The organism is Micromonospora sp. NBRC 110009 (assembly GCF_030518795.1).
Classification (GTDB): domain Bacteria; phylum Actinomycetota; class Actinomycetes; order Mycobacteriales; family Micromonosporaceae; genus Micromonospora.
This window is the reverse complement of record NZ_CP130427.1, coordinates 5,084,579-5,100,551: the sequence shown is the minus strand read 5'-3', so window position 1 is coordinate 5,100,551 and position 15,973 is coordinate 5,084,579. Positions and strand designations below refer to the sequence as shown.

At 67.0% G+C, this 15,973-nt stretch carries 16 protein-coding genes; 9 read left to right on the top strand and 7 right to left on the bottom strand.

Features of this window, described 5'->3' with window-relative positions; translation table 11 throughout:
- Positions 1 to 64: 64 nt before the first annotated feature.
- Positions 65 to 751 carry a TMEM175 family protein gene (locus tag Q2K19_RS24230; RefSeq protein WP_302763994.1) on the bottom strand — a complete coding sequence of 229 codons (687 nt, stop codon included), beginning with the start codon at positions 749 to 751 and terminating at the stop codon, positions 65 to 67.
- A gap of 897 nt (positions 752 to 1,648) precedes the next feature.
- Here Q2K19_RS24230 and Q2K19_RS24225 point away from each other — a divergent pair.
- The 4 genes from Q2K19_RS24225 (at position 1,649) to Q2K19_RS24210 (ending at position 4,878) form a co-directional block, all read left to right on the top strand.
- Positions 1,649 to 2,368: a TMEM175 family protein gene (locus tag Q2K19_RS24225; RefSeq protein WP_302763992.1), complete on the top strand. Its 720-nt coding sequence runs from the start codon at positions 1,649 to 1,651 to the stop codon at positions 2,366 to 2,368.
- A 249-nt stretch (positions 2,369 to 2,617) separates the two neighbouring features.
- The gene (locus Q2K19_RS24220) at positions 2,618 to 2,740 is read left to right on the top strand and encodes a hypothetical protein (RefSeq protein ID WP_302763991.1); all 123 of its coding nucleotides are present in this window, start codon (positions 2,618 to 2,620) and stop codon (positions 2,738 to 2,740) included.
- 555 nt (positions 2,741 to 3,295) lie between these two features.
- On the top strand, positions 3,296 to 4,252 hold the full coding sequence (locus Q2K19_RS24215; protein WP_302763989.1) for a sulfotransferase family protein: 957 nt from the start codon (positions 3,296 to 3,298) through the stop codon (positions 4,250 to 4,252).
- 350 nt (positions 4,253 to 4,602) lie between these two features.
- Positions 4,603 to 4,878, top strand: a complete 276-nt coding sequence (locus tag Q2K19_RS24210; RefSeq protein ID WP_302763988.1) for a hypothetical protein — start codon at positions 4,603 to 4,605, stop codon at positions 4,876 to 4,878.
- Positions 4,879 to 5,053: 175 nt separating this feature from the next.
- Here the strand turns inward: Q2K19_RS24210 and Q2K19_RS24205 are convergent, their stop codons facing one another.
- Positions 5,054 to 5,578 carry a hypothetical protein gene (locus Q2K19_RS24205; protein WP_302763986.1) on the bottom strand — a complete coding sequence of 175 codons (525 nt, stop codon included), beginning with the start codon at positions 5,576 to 5,578 and terminating at the stop codon, positions 5,054 to 5,056.
- Between the two features lie 486 nt (positions 5,579 to 6,064).
- Positions 6,065 to 6,891 (bottom strand): IS5 family transposase gene (locus Q2K19_RS24200; protein WP_302763984.1). Its coding sequence is split into 2 segments (ribosomal slippage): positions 6,065 to 6,537 and positions 6,537 to 6,891, totalling 828 coding nucleotides; the frame shifts between segments, so codons are not numbered across the junction.
- 663 nt (positions 6,892 to 7,554) lie between these two features.
- Here Q2K19_RS24200 and Q2K19_RS24195 point away from each other — a divergent pair.
- A complete protein-coding gene (locus tag Q2K19_RS24195; RefSeq protein ID WP_446839603.1) occupies positions 7,555 to 8,889 on the top strand; it encodes an MFS transporter in 1,335 nt (444 codons plus the stop codon).
- Between the two features lie 202 nt (positions 8,890 to 9,091).
- On the opposite strand, the gene Q2K19_RS24190 is transcribed toward Q2K19_RS24195, so the two are convergent.
- Positions 9,092 to 9,721, bottom strand: a complete 630-nt coding sequence (locus Q2K19_RS24190; protein WP_302763981.1) for a DUF402 domain-containing protein — start codon at positions 9,719 to 9,721, stop codon at positions 9,092 to 9,094.
- Positions 9,722 to 9,896: 175 nt separating this feature from the next.
- On the opposite strand from Q2K19_RS24190, the gene Q2K19_RS24185 reads away from it, so the two are divergent.
- The gene (locus Q2K19_RS24185; RefSeq protein ID WP_302763979.1) at positions 9,897 to 10,346 is read left to right on the top strand and encodes a hypothetical protein; all 450 of its coding nucleotides are present in this window, start codon (positions 9,897 to 9,899) and stop codon (positions 10,344 to 10,346) included.
- 291 nt (positions 10,347 to 10,637) lie between these two features.
- On the opposite strand, the gene Q2K19_RS24180 is transcribed toward Q2K19_RS24185, so the two are convergent.
- A complete protein-coding gene (locus Q2K19_RS24180; protein ID WP_302763977.1) occupies positions 10,638 to 11,771 on the bottom strand; it encodes an FAD-dependent monooxygenase in 1,134 nt (377 codons plus the stop codon).
- Positions 11,772 to 11,823: 52 nt separating this feature from the next.
- Here Q2K19_RS24180 and Q2K19_RS24175 point away from each other — a divergent pair, with 52 nt between their 5' ends.
- Together Q2K19_RS24175 and Q2K19_RS24170 are read left to right on the top strand one after the other, a co-directional pair.
- The gene (locus Q2K19_RS24175; RefSeq protein WP_302763976.1) at positions 11,824 to 12,462 is read left to right on the top strand and encodes a TetR/AcrR family transcriptional regulator; all 639 of its coding nucleotides are present in this window, start codon (positions 11,824 to 11,826) and stop codon (positions 12,460 to 12,462) included.
- A gap of 379 nt (positions 12,463 to 12,841) precedes the next feature.
- Positions 12,842 to 13,504: a Type 1 glutamine amidotransferase-like domain-containing protein gene (locus Q2K19_RS24170; protein ID WP_302763974.1), complete on the top strand. Its 663-nt coding sequence runs from the start codon at positions 12,842 to 12,844 to the stop codon at positions 13,502 to 13,504.
- Positions 13,505 to 13,682: 178 nt separating this feature from the next.
- Here Q2K19_RS24170 and Q2K19_RS24165 read toward each other — a convergent pair whose 3' ends face one another.
- On the bottom strand, positions 13,683 to 14,252 hold the full coding sequence (locus tag Q2K19_RS24165; protein WP_302763972.1) for a dienelactone hydrolase family protein: 570 nt from the start codon (positions 14,250 to 14,252) through the stop codon (positions 13,683 to 13,685).
- A 67-nt stretch (positions 14,253 to 14,319) separates the two neighbouring features.
- On the opposite strand from Q2K19_RS24165, the gene Q2K19_RS24160 reads away from it, so the two are divergent.
- Positions 14,320 to 14,883, top strand: a complete 564-nt coding sequence (locus Q2K19_RS24160; RefSeq protein ID WP_302763970.1) for an ArsR/SmtB family transcription factor — start codon at positions 14,320 to 14,322, stop codon at positions 14,881 to 14,883.
- A gap of 335 nt (positions 14,884 to 15,218) precedes the next feature.
- Here the strand turns inward: Q2K19_RS24160 and Q2K19_RS24155 are convergent, their stop codons facing one another.
- Entirely contained in the window at positions 15,219 to 15,911 is a 693-nt protein-coding gene (locus Q2K19_RS24155; RefSeq protein WP_302763969.1) for a hypothetical protein, read from the bottom strand.
- Positions 15,912 to 15,973 lie beyond the last annotated feature (62 nt).

The window sequence follows — 15,973 nt, the reverse complement described above, 5'->3', positions numbered from 1 at the left end:
GGCGCCGCACGTCGACCTCGAGCGCTGCGGACGAGCGGGTCGTGCCATGGATGGCCGGCGACCGTCAGCCGCGGCGGCCGATCCGAATCCACTGGAGCGGTCCGGCACGGAGACCTTCGCTGGTGACACCGTGATAGATGATCATCACGACGATGCCGAGTAGTCCAAGTAGCGGGTTGACGATCCAGCCAAGCAGCCCGGCCAGTCCGTAGAGCACGAGGCCGGTGATTGGACGAGCCTCCTGCGCGTGAACGTGGCCTTGGTCGATGCGGCCCGCGCGGAGCGACGGATGGCGGCGTAGGTAGGCGAAGAACACCAACCAGGGTGCCGACATCAGCGCCGCCGCGAGCGCGTACGTGACGACAGCCGCCCGCAGGTCGTGAGTGTCACCATCGACGAGCGCGGACGCAAGAACCGCAGTCGGAAACGGGATGATCACCACGCCGAAGAGGATGGCAATATTGATCCAGCTGAGCGCCAGGGTGGTGCCGCGGACCAGCCGTAGCAGTGCGTGGTGGTTGAGCCAGAGGACGCCGATGTAGATGAACGACACCACGAACGCCAGGTAGGACGGGGCCTCCCTGACGAGCGACGTGAGCAGCTCGCCGTGGTGGTATTCAGGCACCCGCAAATCCAACACCAGCAGGGTGATGACGATGGCGAAGACACCGTCGCTGAACGCCGCCAGCCGACCGATGTCGGCCAGGCGAGCGGGGCCTCTCGGCTGAACCTCCTCGGGACCTGCGGACACTGCCGCACGCTAACAGTGCGGAGACCCGGGGCGGGAACGATCACCGGAAACGTCCCCGTCCTACGGCTCTGGCAGGTGTCGGCCCGAACCTGCACACCGCGTCACGGCGGCAGGTCGGCCACCCACACCCATCAGCCGCCGGCGTCTGTCACGTTGGAACCGCCGCGGGTGGGCTTGCCCAGATAGGTGGCCGCATGACGGCGTCACTTGACGTTGGACTGTGGCCCGCCTCTTGCTTTGGACCGCGAAGCTGGTCAACTCGAGCTACTCCCGGACCGCATCGCGCAGCACGTGCATGTCATCGAGCATCAGGAAGCTCCTCGGCTACGGCGCGGGGCATGCACAGGCTAGGCCGAGGGCTAGCTCTGACCCCCGCCGCGGGAAGCGGACACAGGCTGCCGACGAGTGAGATCGGGTGCCAGGCAGCGCTGGAACTCGCCCGGTGCCTGCCGTTAAACCTGCGAAGCAGCCGCAGCCGTCGCGTTTCCCGGCGCGGACTGGCCCCGAGGCCGTCCGGGCTGCCTGTACTGCCGGCACCGCCCGGGTGGCGGCTCCAGCTCGCGGCGGGTCGTCCACATGCCAGGCAGCCCGAGGATCTGCCTCCGGCGGGCGCCCCGGATCCGGAGAGATGATCGTCAACGGACCATGGCGATGCTGTATGCCCGCGCGCCCGTCGCCGGCAGGCGAGGGGCGGGTCGAGTGCGGGTTTGTTTCCTATAACTACGGGAAAAGCCGACAGGTTTGGAGCCAACCATTTCCGCGCCGAGGAGGCCCGAGATGGCTCGTAGGAAAGTGCGAGTAGGTCTGCCCAGGCAGGTCCGAGCGCTCTGGTGGACGTCCCTCGCTTGCCGCCGTCGCTGCGCGACGGGTGGCTCCTGACCAGTCGGGCGAAAGCGCATGCCCTGGTTTCGCACGGCCAGCAACAACTCGACCGCCGGCGACCACGAGGACCGATCCAATACTCCGGTAGGCGCGGAGCGAGACCCCAAACGAGTCGTCACGTTCAGCGACGCGGTCATTGCCATCGCCGTCACGCTGCTTGTCTTGGAAATCCGCCCGCCGGAGGACACTCGGCACCTGTTGAAGGGCCTCCGTGAACTCTGGCCCTCATATGCGGCGTACTTCATCACCTTCCTGCTCATCGGCCAGATGTGGGTGAACCACCACGTCATGTTTGACCACATCCGCTCCGCAGACCGCCTGGTATTGCTCTTCAACACCCTCCTCTTGATGCAGATCGCGTTCCTTCCATTCGCCTCCGCTGTCCTGGCCAGCGCATTCGAGTCCGGTCATGGAAAGCGAACTGCCGTCGTCTTCTACGGAATCTCCTATGAAGTAGCAGCCATCCTGTTCAACGTCATCTGGGAATACGCGCGGCGGGGCCGCCGCCTGCTGGCTCCGACCACCGACTCGGCCAGCGCGGCGGCGATCAGCAGGCGCTTTCATCCGGCACCCGTGTGGATTGCCGTAGGAACCGCGCTGGGCGCATGGCATCCCGTTCTCGGCGTGGCAGTGCTCGCCGCGTTCATTCCCTTCTATTGGTGGCCAATCAAGGGCGAGATTGCCAGCATCAAACGCGCGCGCGAGCGCAATGGCGGAACATCCGCTGCCCCCTGAGATCAACGACACCGACCGACTCGACCAGGAACTCGTGGCGGGGAGAGGAAATGGGCGGCTCGCGCCGGAACGCGAGTGGTCTTCCCGGGTGCGACCAGTGGCCGAGGACGGACGATGCATCGCTACGCGGGCCGATCCGCGCTCCGGTCCCCAACCGGCGACCGCGACAAGGCGCACCCGGCATGAGTCGCAACGTCCGCTGACGGCTGCCACGTCCGCCCTGACCTCGCCGAGCGTGCGGGAACGTCCATGACCGGCTGCACCTCGGCCATGCTGACCCCTGGCTTCACCCGGCGGGTCTACCCGCACCTGCTGCCGAGCAGCGAGGACCGCACCCGCCGCGCGATCGACGCGGCCTTCCAGCTACGTTGACCACAGCTTGCCACCGGCGCCGACAAAGGCTCACTCATCGAGGGCCAGCGGAACGTCTGCACATACGGGTGCCTGCACCGAATTGCCGCTGGGGTTGTGCTCGCCGACCCGAGCGACTATGACCGCGATGCACTGGCGCCCGATCGACCTTGGCCGCGACACCTTCGAACCGACCCTCTGCCAACTCGCACCCTGGCCCTGACCGTCTTGTACTGGTGGCGCTACCGCGACGCCGGCGCCTGGCGTAGACGGTGACCGGATCCCACGCCCCGCTGCCTCCCCGAGCCACTGTCGAGACGGCGGATTCGAACCGATGACCCCTTGACCCGGTCCGCTGACGTCCATGAACGTCCGTCGTGATCCATCCCGATCGTCACCCAGTTGATCACCCACCACCTCGCGATCGCTTCATCGGTAGCCACGCGTTGAGTAAGGGCACGCGCCTCGGCATCAGGCGTGGTCCGAAGACGCACAGGTGCGGGTCCGGCCCGTAGCAGCGAATGAAGGGGATAAATGGCTTGCACCGGCGCCGGGCTGAGGGTTTGACTGCTCGTCATGCCTTTCCCCTCACCGGTCTTCGTTGCGGGTACGGGTCGTTCGGGAACGTCGCGGATCGCCGACATCATCGGCGAACATCCGCTGATCCATCGGATTCCCATGGAGACCCGGTTTCTCGTCGACCCGGGTGGCCTGCGGGACCTGGCCGACGCACTCACCGATCGATACGACCCCACCGTCGGTGAGGACGCCCTGCACCGGCTGAGCGACTTTCTCACCGTACGAGTGCCCGGCCGGCGCGACGATCGCGGCAAAACCGTTCCCGAGCTGGTCGGCGAGCAGCGCTACCGGGACGCGGTGCAACAACTCTGGCCGCAGTTGATCGCGTACACATACGACGAACCTGCGCCCGCGGAAGGCTTCGGGAACGGCGACCGGCCTGCCGGGCCGTTCGAGCCGCTGAGCCGCCGGCGGGTACTTCCCAGGTATTTCAGCGACCGGGGCGAACTGCTCGGAATCTTGCGGGGCCTGATCGACACCATGTTCGGCGGGGCAGCCGCCGACGCGGGCAAGCCGACCTGGTGCGAGAAGACACCGTTCAACCTGCTGTGCATGGAGTTCCTCTGGGAACTGGTCCCCGAAGCGACCATCGTGCACATCAAGCGTCACCCGGTCTCGGTGCTCGCATCCCACCTGGCCCAGCCATGGGCACCGCCCACCGTCGACGGCGCGCTCGCCTACCTCAAACCGGTCTACCACCGATGGCTCACCTGGAAGAACACGGTCGACCTGACGGGCAGGCGATACATCGAGGTGAAAGCAGAAGATCTCGCAGCCGACTGGCCCGGGCAGCGCCGCGCCCTGTTCGAACGGCTCGACGTCGACGACTTCGCCACCCCTTCAACGTTTCAGTCTCACAAGCTGACGAACCGCAACGACCAATTCGACGGCGAAACCCGCGAGTTCATCGAAGAAGCACTGGGCAAGGTCATCCCGGCGATGGGATATGAGTGACGGCTCTGGCTCTCCACCTGCGGACGGCTGCGGTACACCCGCCGGACCCCCCTGACCAGCGCCTAGCGGGAGGAACTCGGCGCGCTGCTGTCCCCGCTACACCCTCTGCAGCACCGCCGTGCCGCCGTGGTGCACCCGTGGCCGGAGTTGCCATGGCCCCGTGTTGACCGTTGCATCGGGCACCAACCGGCCGCGTTGGCTGCTCTGGTGTGAATCGGCGGTGGAAAGGCCGACTGACGTTGCATCCGATGTCATGGGGGCTGGGACCAGAATCGGTGGCGGGGATCGACGATCTGGTTTCAAGAGCCTCCGGGACAACTTGATCATCAAGGCTGTGGGAGCCTGTCGCGGTGTCGCGTACGCGCCTGCTGACGGTCGTCGGGGTCCTGCTGATGCTGACCTCGTGTCTGCTTCCCTGCCTCACGTTCTGGAACGGGATCACCCTGCCCGACCAGGACCCGACGCCGGAGGCCATCCAGCAGGAGAACGCGGAGGCCCTCGCGTTCGAGCAGAGCTTTGAGAACTCGATGTGGATCGCCGCCGCGCTGGCAATCCTTGGTCTGGCTGCCTTCATCTACGCGTGGAAACACCGCCGGAGGCCAACACGCGTTCAGGGGACGAAGTAACGCCGCAGCTCGTGTGCACGGCTCAGGGTCCGGTGCCGGCGTCGTCGGCCGCCGTCTTGCGGGCGGAGCCTGGCACTTTCGTCCCGTGCGGCTGGGATGCTCTTGTCGGTAGACGGCGACGGCCCAGTCCCGCCAGCCGGGTCGCAAACGGCCCTGGCCTCAGGGGTGCGTAAGGCTATTCAGGACCGGTTGTCTGGTATCTGCGGAGCGCAGCTTCGGCGAGTTGGGTGAGGTACTTGCCGCCGCCGGGCTTGTTGCCCTGTTCTTGAACGACCACCAAAGTGGTTCCGATCCGGACGAGTATGCTGTCGCCTTCCAGCGTGTCAGAACCGGACGTCATGCTGCAGCTGACGTGCATACTGTCATCGCCCAGCCGCGGCCCTGGTGCCACTGCGAAGCGGTACCTGTCGCCGATGCCGAGGCCGGACGACACGACGAGGGTGGGGCAACGGCCGATGAAGGTTCGCAGGTCGGTCATTGCCCGTCGTGCACCGTCATCGGCGTAGGCCCTGAGGACTTCGTTTCCCACCCAAAAGTCATCGGGACCCGCGTCATAGCTTAGGGTGGCTGCGGCCATCGCTGACGGAGTCCCGGTTAGCCGCGTGGCCGACAGCAGCGGAATCATGCTGTCCGAACAGGACACGTCGACGCCTGGGCGCTGAGCTCCAGCATCCGCCGCCATGACTGTCGCGATCTCCACAGCGAATCCGGACGGCACTGAGTCCGTGGCCAGCAAGCGTGCGGACAACGCCGCGGAGTAGCCAGATCCGCCGGTCGCCGGAACTGCTGGGGAAGCCGGCTTCGTGGCTGTGGCAGAGCCCGTCGCCTGCGCCCTGGAAGGGATCGTATCGCCCGCTGATCGATCCGCTGGATGAGCGGTTGACGGACCGCACGCGGTCACCATGCAGACGGCCGCCACCGCGACCAACCTACGCAGCACCATCCTGAACACCGAACGGACTCCACCTCTCGCGCGAGACGCGTCAGGCTACCAGCGCGCGTGACACTGTCAGCTTGGAAATCGCATTGAGTCACGGCCGCGGGGCGTTCTGCCGGCCGACGATGGACGCCGGGCTGCCGGGCCACCCTCCGCGGCGGGCCCTCTACTGGCCGATGTTGACCGATGCATCGGGGCACGGATCGGACACGTGCTTGATGAGGCCGACACGTGAACCCCTAAGAGCTCCTAACTCTTTGAGCGTTGGAGTCGTCGCCAGCAGATGATGGCGCAGGCGAGGGTGAGGAAGGCTTCGTGGATGTCGTCGCGGATCTCCCAGCGGATGCGTAGCCGGCGGAACCAGTGCAGCAGGGCGATGGTCTGCTCGACTACCCACCGTCGGGTGCCGAGGCCGGAGCCGTGTCCGGTGCCGCGTCGGGCGATGACCGGGGTGATGCCCCTGTCGCGGAGCTGGCGGCGGTAGATGTCGTAGTCGTAACCCCGGTCGGCGTAGATCCGGCCGGGTCGCTGCCTTGGTCGACCGCGGATGCCCTTGATCCGGGGGACCTTGTCGACCAGGGGCAGCAGTTGGGTGACGTCGTGGCGGTTGCCGCCGGTCAGGGTCGCGGCGAGGGGGATGCCGCCCGCGTCGGTGATGACGTGGTGTTTCGAGCCTGGCTTGCGGCGGTCGACCGGGCTCGGACCGGTTTTGGGCCCCCTTTGAGCGCCCGGATGTGGGAGCCGTCGATCACCGCCCGGGACATGTCCAGTTGACCGGCGGCCCGCAGCTTGCCCAGCAGGAGCTCATGCAGTCGTTGCCACACCCCGGCGTCGTTCCAGTCCCGCAACCGACGCCAACAGGTCATGCCTGACCCGAACCCGAGCTCCTGGGGCAGGAACTCCCACGGGATCCCGGTGTAGAGGACGAACAAGATCCCGCCCAACACCTTCCGGTCATCAAGCGGCTTGCGACCGGGATAGCGCCGCCGACGAGGCGGGCGGGCCGGTAGCAACGGCTCGATCTCGGCCCACAGGTCGTCCGAGACGACCCACGGCGGCTGCTCACCTCGCCTCACGGCCGATCACTGTAGTTGATCGTCCATGAAGGATAGACCCGGGCGCCCGCCTAGATCATTCTGTTAGGAGTTCTAAGTCGCGAGTGGGCAAGGCAGCGGGCGGAAGCGGACCTGGACCACCGAGCGGCACTGGAGCAGACGGCGCGACAATGGCCCGGCGCTCAGCGCCGCGGCCATCGAGCCGGTTTCATAGTGGCGGATGTTGGTCGTCAGCTCCCGGATTCCGGAAACAGGTACAGGTCGAACCACGTCTCCTGGCTGTCAAGCTGCAACTGCTGACCGCCGTAGAAGCTAGGCGGGCCAGTACAGGTGCCGGTGAGGGGTAGAGGCCCGGGTCGACGGCGAATTGGAAGCCCCCGTCGGGGCCCTGACAACCTCGATCCCTGCCGGCTCCAGCCGGATCGTCGCCCCTCCACCGGCAGCCAGGTACTCCCGTCAATCGCTTGGCCCTTGAGCCACGCTCGGTGAAGTGCGCAACGTGGTCGCCGCTGGTCGTCGTTCGTGATGCCCGTCTGACGTTCGACGGCCTGGCGACGGCCGGGCCCATCGCCTGCCTCGAAAGAGGAGGCACAAGGCGTGCCCCTCCGGCCGGGGGCAAGGCTAGCGTTCTGCCCTCGGCCGATTTCGTTGATCTGAGCAAACTGCATCGTGTCGGGTGGCACCATGCCGCCCGAGACATCGACACCTCGCTTTCCACGTTCCTCGCCCTACTGGCCAATGATCAGCCACCCCCTGCTGCGACGAGTCCTGCCCGGACTGGCGGTGTCCGCTCTCGGCGACGGCATGGCGCTGATCGCGGTGACCTGGCTGGCACTACAGCTCGCACCCTCGGACCAGCGCGGCACCTGGACCGCGATCGCGGTGGCGGCATACACCCTGCCCAGCGCCGCCGGAACCATGATCTTCGGCCGGCATCTGAGCGGCCGAAGCGGCGCCCAACTCGCCACCTGGGACGCCATCCTGCGGGCCGCCGCACTCGCGGCGATCCCCGCCGCCCACCTCGTCGGGGCTCTCAGCATCGGCCTCTACGTGGCCCTACTCGCCGCAGCCTCGCTGCTGCGCTCCTGGGGTTCCGCCGGACGCTTCACCCTGGTATCCGAACTCCTTCCCCAACGACACCACCTGCCGGCCAACGCGGTGCTCGGCATCATCGGCGACACCGCCACCATCATCGGTCCCCCATTGGCGGGCATCCTCATCAGCTGGGCCGGCCCGGTGTGGGTCATCGCGATCGACGCAGCGACCTTCGCCGTCCTGGCACTCACCTACCGCCTCGCCGTCCCCGCCGTAGAGAGACAAGACCCGACGGAGACTGCTGCGTCCCGCACGGCCGGCTTCGGGATCATCCGCCACAACCGCCCTCTGCTCGGCCTACTGGCGCTGACCTTCGGGTTCCTCCTTCTCTTCGGCTCGTTCTACGTGGCCATGCCCATCATCGTCACCGAGGACCTCCATGCCACCGCGACGACCCTCGGGCTGTACTACACGGCATTCGGCGCCGGCTCCCTCCTCGGCGGCCTTGCCACCCGCTACCTACACCGCTGGCCGCTGTGGCCCACCACCATCGGCATCGTCGTCGGGTTCGGCGTCGCCATGCTGCCGCTCGGCCTGGATACACCCGTCGGCCTGTCGCTGCCGGCCTTCGCCCTCGCCGGCCTCATCTGGGCTCCCTACCTGTCCACGTCGATGACGCTGTTCCAACGCAGCACCACCACCACGAAACTCCCCCAAGTCCTGGCCGCGAACAGCGCTGTCACCGTGCTGGCGGTGCCACTGGGCACCATGCTCGGTGGCCCTCTGACGACCGGCATCGGTGCCCGCCAGACGCTCCTGCTGTGCGCCGGAGCGACCATCGCCCTCGGCGTGGTCGCCGCCGGGCTGGCCCTTCTGCGTCGCGAACCGTCCGCGACGGACAACGATCCGCCGCTGGCAGGCAGTGCGACAGACCGGCTGCCCCATCCTGACGTTCCCACCGACTCGGGAGCCGTCAGACGTTGAAGCGGAACTTGCGCCGTCTCTCATGTGACCTGCGGCGACCTGGTCTCCGCGCTGCTCGCATCCCGTCAAGGACTCGCGTCATTGGTGGCTCCTTGCCGACGTTTCACGTTGTCTTGTGCCCCCTTATGTGCCCCCGACTGCTCCTGGCCCTGGTGACGGCTCGCGCAGCAGGGTAGGCAGTTCGTCGAAGTAGGAACCCTGATCAGGACGTCGACGCGGGCGCGCGGTCCCATCCAGCGGGAAGTTCCGGCACGCCCCAAGTGAAGTCCGGTCGGAAGTCGCAGTGAGTGCCGTCGAACGGGTAGACGCCTTCGGCGGCCAGTGCTGCGACTCGATCGGCCGTAGCCCGAATCGTCGCCGCTTCGGCGGCATCCCAGTACCCGGGGTGACCGATTCGGGCAACAAACTCTGCCTCGTCTTTCCAGGACACACGGCGTTGCGGATCAATCTCCAGATCCAGTGCATGGTCCGTGGTGTCGATGCCTATCGAATGCCGCTCGAACGGTGCTTCAAGGTTGACGTACCAGCCGGCGAAGCGCTCCCCCGCGAACATCCACCACACCGAGTAGCTCGCGCCGGCAGGATGCAACATCAGTGCGCTGTAGTGCTGAAAGGTGGTATGGACGTGCGAAGCACCAACCAACTCGTCGATCGGTGCGTCCTTCAGGCTGCGACCAACGGCATCGCGGTAGAGCACTAGCGGAGCACCGCAAGGTTGCCACAGCAGCAGCCCATCGTCATCGTCGGCGACAACCACGGCGGCCTGAACCCACGTGACGACGTTGCGCTTGTGGTAGCGGCGAGCGACGACCTGGCCCGGACGAAAAGACATTCATGAACCCCAACGAGACGATGAACGCGACTCTCGCCACAGATCATCTCCTTGACCGAGGCACCGCTGCCATCCCGTATGCCGCCCACCCGCCCTCCTGGGGAGCCGGCAAGCCCGAACCACCGCGACAGCCTCGGATAGCCTGCACCGACCGCCACAACCACGGAGCCGGACCATGAAGCTGCCGCCCGGAGCCACCGGCTTCACCCCGCGCCCCGACCACCAAGCCGACTTGGGCACGTTCACCGCCGTCTGCCACCAAGCCGTCCGCGCCAGCGACGCAACCGTCACCGGCGTGACTCCTGCCGACGTCACCCCGAACTTCCACACCGTCGACATCACCCACGCCCAGCACCACATCGCAGTGCTGCGGCACCTCGCGCTGCCGCTCATCGCCTTCGCCCGCCCCCGAGCCAACGGCGACCTCACCGTCACGTTCGTCGACCACCACGACCTCGCCGCCGCCATCACCAACCTGACCGACGCCCAGGTCCTCACCACCGAGCAGCTCCGGACCCCCCTGACGCAGGCCGACCTGAGCGATCTCGACCCCCACGAACACGACCAGATCAACTACTGGAAGCCGACTACCGTCGGCGAACTGCTGTTCAACTTCTGGGACTGAAGGCCAGTAGCCTGAGAGCAGGAAAACCGAGATCGTCTAGCCGGATGTGTAACGGATCCACTGAACGCAATCCGGAGCGCATCAAGTGGAGCCCGACACCGCGTACACATGGCATCCGGAACGTGACGGTGGCGACGAGAGACTCTGCCGATGTCCGGATTTGATCAGGTCGTCCGTCGAGGGAACGGTGACCGGACAACTTCACGATCCGCGTGGCTTCGCGACGCGATCTCTTGTGGCGCTGTTCTTTGATCGAACGGTCTTCAAACAGCGGGTGGCCGACAATTGATCTTACCTTGCGCTGGCCTTCAGCCGGTGCCAGCCGGTGACCAGGCGGGCGCCGTTGTCGCGCAAGGCCACTCCGAACCGGGTGGCCGGCACCATGAGGGTCGCGGCCGTGGCGAACCCGTTCTGCTTGGGTGCAATGAGCTTGCGGTGCTCGTGTTCGTAGGCCTTCAGGCCCTGCCCGAGGTCGTTGCGGTGCTCGGTCAGCGTCCGCGCGAGGGTGTACGCCCCCGCCATCGCCAGGCTCGACCCGTCGCCGAACAGTGACACCGAGGAGGCGGCGTCGCCGAGCAGCCCTATGTGCCCCTGGGACCAGGTGTCGAGGCGTACCTGGCTGACGGCGTCGAAGTAGAGGTCTCCGGCATCGCGTACGCGCTTAATCAGCTCGGGCACGATCCAGCCGCCGCCCGCGTACGCCTGCTCGATGATGCGCTTGTGCTGGGCGGTGTGGCGGTAGTCGTAGCCGGGCACGGGTTGGCTGCGCCAGATGAACGCCGCGATGCCGCCGTCGCCGCGCACCGGATGGACGGAGGCGAGGCGGCCGGGCATGCCGTAGAGCAGCACGTCGGTCGTCGGATTGAGCTCGCGCTCGACGGGCAGGGTGGCCACGTAGAGCCCGCGATGCCTGACGAAGTCCGTCTCCGGTCCCCAGGCGAGCCGCCGGACCATCGAATGCTGTCCGTCGGCGCCGATGACCAGGTCGAACCGGCGCGGTGCACCCCGTTCGAAGGTGACGTCGACGCCGCCACCGTCCTGGGTGAGGGTCGAGATGGAGTCGCCGTAGATGAACTCGGCGCTACCGGCCACGGCGTCGGTGATGATCGCGGCCAGGTCGGCCCGGGGCACCTCGACCTCGGTGGCCCGGTTGACCGACAGGTCGACGCGGCTCTTGCGCCGTCCCTGTGCGTCGACGAAGGCGAGGCCGGTCGTCGCCGTCGCGGCCGCACGCAGCCGAGGGAGCAGGCCCATCTTCTCGGCGATGGGGAATGCCGGTCCGCGTACGTCGACGGGGTTGCCGCTGGAGCGGTGGCCGGCGGCGCGCTCGACGATCGTCGGCGCGAATCCGTTGCGGGCGAGCCAGTACGCGAGGGTCGGGCCGCCCACGCCGGCGCCGGAGATGAGCACGGTCTTCGAAGTCATGCGTTGACTGTATGACCAGATTTGAAATCTGGTCAATTGTTAGAGTGACGGTGTGACTGCACGTACCGATCGTGAGACGAAGATCCTCGATGTCGCCGGCGATATGCTGGTCCGGCACGGCTACCGCCGCGTCACCATCGACGACGTCGCCGGCGCCGCCGGCATCGGCAAAGGCACCGTCTACCTGCATTGGAAGACGCGCGAGGAGCTGTTCGGCGCCGTGTTCGCCCGCGAGGTACGCGGCGCGATCGCCGACATGGTGACCGCCCTGCGCGCCGATCCCGCCGTCGCGCTGCTGCACCGTTTCGCCGCGGAGTTCTTCCTGGCGATCCTGCGCCGCCCGCTGCTGTACGGCATGGTGGTCGGCGATGTGCAGATGTGGGGCAAGCTCGTCGGCTCCGAGGCCGGCTACGACGGCGGCCGGCACAACGGAGTGATGGCGTCCTATGTAGACGTTCTGGCCGCGCGACGCCTGGTGCGTACAGATCTGGCGACGCCGGAGCTGACCTACGCCTTCCAGTCCGTGTTCGAGGGCTTCATCTACGCCGAGCGTACGGTCGGTTCAACGGGTACGCGCGACGAGCGGGCGCGACTGCTTTCGGCCACAGTCGAATCGGCGTTCTCCCGGCCGGGTACTGCCGACGCCGCGTTCGCCGACGAGGTTGCCGCGCTGCTATCCGGCCTAGTCTGATCCGCACACGAATCGAAACATCCGGTCTGGCGCGAATCGCCCGCTACGCATCGTGAGACGAGGACCGTCGCTTCGTGTTCGGATATGGCCGCCGACCGTGCGCCGCCGTCCTCGCGCATCAGCCCTTGGGCCCAGCGTCACTCACCGTAGCCGATGCCGTCATGGGTGGCCGGACATGCCGATGAGCGGGCGCCGCGACATGCGCATCTTGCGTGCGTCGGTTGGGTGTTGTGCGGGGTAGGACCGGGTGGTGGATTAGTGGGTAATCGCGTCCGGCGACTTGAGGGATTCTTGAAGAGGTTGCCCGAACTGCGATGAGTTCCAGCACGGTCCCGCGTCTTAGGCACATCCACCTTCCGCGCGCGAATTTGGAGGCACCTTGAAGCTCTTGCTTACGTCAGGCGGCGTCACGAACCCAAGCATCCACTCGGCGCTCGTGCAGCTCCTCGGCAAGCCGATCGCCGAATGCCACGCCCTCTGCGTCCCGACAGCACAGTGGGGTCACCCGATGTGCGGTCCGAAATCGGTGCGGGGCTTCGTAGCCGCCGAGCCCGTGTTTCAGTACCTGTCCGGCCTGGGTTGGGCGTCGCTCGGTGTCCTCGAGCTCACCGCACTGCCCACCATCGGCGCGCAGCGATGGGTCCCCTGGGTCCGGGAGGCCGACGTGCTCCTGGTCGACGGCGGCGACGCGACGTACCTGTGCCACTGGATGCGGGAGTCCGGGCTGGCCGATCTGCTGCCATCGCTGCCCGACACGGTCTGGGTGGGAGTGAGTGCCGGAAGCATGGTGATGACGCCCCGGATCGGAACGTACTTCGTCGAGTGGCCGTCCGCGCCGGATGACCGCACCCTGGGAGTCGTCGACTTCTCGATCTTCCCGCACCTGGACGCTTTCCCAACGAACACCCTGGCCGACGCCGAGCGGTGGGCCGCCGAAATCGGTGTCCCGGCCTACGCCATCGACGAACAGACGGCCGTCAAGGTCGTCGACGGCTCGGTCGAGGTGGTCTCCGAAGGGCAATGGAAGAAGTTCGGGTCATAGCCGCCCGGCATCCGTGACGTCGCGTCGTTGGACGTGACCTCGTCGGCTTGCAGCACTTCCGAGAGCACCCGCTCATGTCGCGAAGTGCTGATCACGGAGGTAACCGGATCGCGGGTGCCTGCATCCGGACGTGCTGATGTCCGGACGAAGCGTGGGCCAGTTGGGTGGGCCGCGCAGCTCAGACGGAGGCGAGGAACGTGCGCACCCGCTCCATGAGCAGCGCGGACGCCTCGGGGTCGTACGCGTCGAGCGAGGAGTCGGCGAAGAGGTGCTGGTCGCCGGGATAGACGAACAGCTCGGCGGCCGCCGTGGAGCCGGCGAGCTCGCGTGCGGCCGGCAGGTCCTCGTCGAAGAACTCGTCGCCCTCCTTGCCGTGGATCTGCACCGGCACGCCCTTGGGCCACGTCTCTCCGAATTCCGCGACCGGGAGGCAGGAGTCCATGAGGAGTGCCCCGCGGGCACCGGGCCGGGTCTGCGCGAGCCGCTGGGCGATCGTCACGCCGAAGGAGAATCCGGCGTAGACGAGCCCGGGGCCGAGTTCGTCGGCCGCGGCGGCGCCGCGCTCCCGGATCGCGTCGAGCCCCAACTCTCGAGCGAATCCGAACCCCTCCTCGATGCTGCCGAACGTGCGGCCGTCGAACAGGTCCGGCGTGTGCACGGTGTGCCCGGCCTCTCGCAGGTCGTCGGCGAAGGCTCGCACGCCGGCGGTCAGGCCCTGGATGTGGTGGTAGAGCAGCACCTCGGTCATGTCAGCGGTCTCCTTCGCCCATTGGTCGACTATTCTGGAACATTCGGCGATGGTAGTCTGATCCGCTGTGACGGACAACCCTCCGGACTACGAGCTCTCCGATCGGATGGCGCTTTCCACCGCCGCCCAGGTGAAAGCCATCGGCCACCCGCTCCGCACCACGATCCTGCAGCTCCTCCACGAGCGGGCTGCGACCGTCACCGAACTCGCGGCTGCGGTCGAGCGACCCAAGAGCACGGTCGCGCACCACGTGGACGTGCTCACCCGAAACGGCCTGCTCCGCGTGGTAAGCACGCGGAAGGTACGGGCAATCGAGGAGCGCTTCTACGGGCGTACCGCGCGCATGTTCTACGTGCCAGCCGAGCCGTCACCCACCGGCGAAGAGATGCCCGGCGACTTCAACGACTTTGAGGTGGCTGCACGCGAGTCGGCGACGGCGTTCGAGCAGGGAAAGCTCTGGGGCTTCATTCGGCATGCGCGCATCTCGGAGGATCGGGCCTCCGAGTTCTGGGACCGCATGGCCGAACTGGTTGATGAGTTCGACCGGATGCCGAGGTCTGGCGAAACCGTGTACGGGTTCGCGATCGGCATCTACCCAACAGACCACCCGACCCTTCCAGCAGCGGAGTGACGCACTACTCGAGAAGCGCGTGATCGTTCGGCGAGCAGTCTCGAATTCGGCAACCAAAGAGGTGCCTCGCGTTTGCGGCTTGCGGTCATCGGAGTGCTCCGGATCCTGTCGCAATGCTATGGCGGAGTGCCCGGATCTGCCGCTGACTGAGAGACGGTGCGGCTGCGACAACGCCGGCGGTCGCGTGCCACCGTCGGCCCGTCAGCGGCGAACCCGGTAAGGGCAGGTGCAGCACCCGGTCGCCGCGGATGACCACGTCGGGGTCCCCGAGCAAGTACTGGCGGTCTACCGACCAGAGTAGTGGCCGGTGTTGCGTACGCGGGGGCTCGGATGGGCTATCGAGCCGCTCGCATCGCGCTGGCCCTGTCCTGCGGCGTCTCTTCTCGGCCCACCGCCAAGGCGGCGATCGCCCAGGTGAGCAATGTGCCCATTGCCAGGGCGGGCGGCTGGTACCAGAACGTAAGGAAGCCGCCCGCCGGCGTGAGTGGTAAGGCGGCGATGAGCGCCCACGCGACCCTGCGGGGTAACGCGCCGCGCCGCAGCCACTGCAGCCCGCACCAGACCGTGCCGACGAGTGCCGCCAGCAGGGCTATGAGGTCGAACAACCACCCATATCCGGGACTGTTGTACTCGAGCCCGATCGCGATGGTCGCCACGAGGAGCCCGCCCCGTGTCAGGTGCCGGGGCAGTGCCGAAGCGACGTGGCTCGTCACCGCCCACACGAGTGGCAGCGTGAGCAGCAGCGTGACAAAGAAGGGGCGGCGCCATATCCATACCGGCTCGCCGCCATCCATCAATGGGAGGTTCTCCGCCATCCATCGCGCAGGCTGTGGAAGTGACGACACCGCTCTGCCGCCGTCCAACTCCCATTGCACCGCCATCGCGGCGCCCATCACCGTCGCGATCAACGGCGCGATCACCGCCAGGACGCGCCTCCACCCGTCGACGACGCATGCGCGGTTGACCGGGGCAGGGCGGGTCACGGTGACATCGGCAGCGGGCTGAACATCCGAATCGTCTGATCGCACCGGCTCATCGTCGTTGCGCCGCCCACAGATTTCAGTCGCGCCTCTGACAGATTTCAATGGGT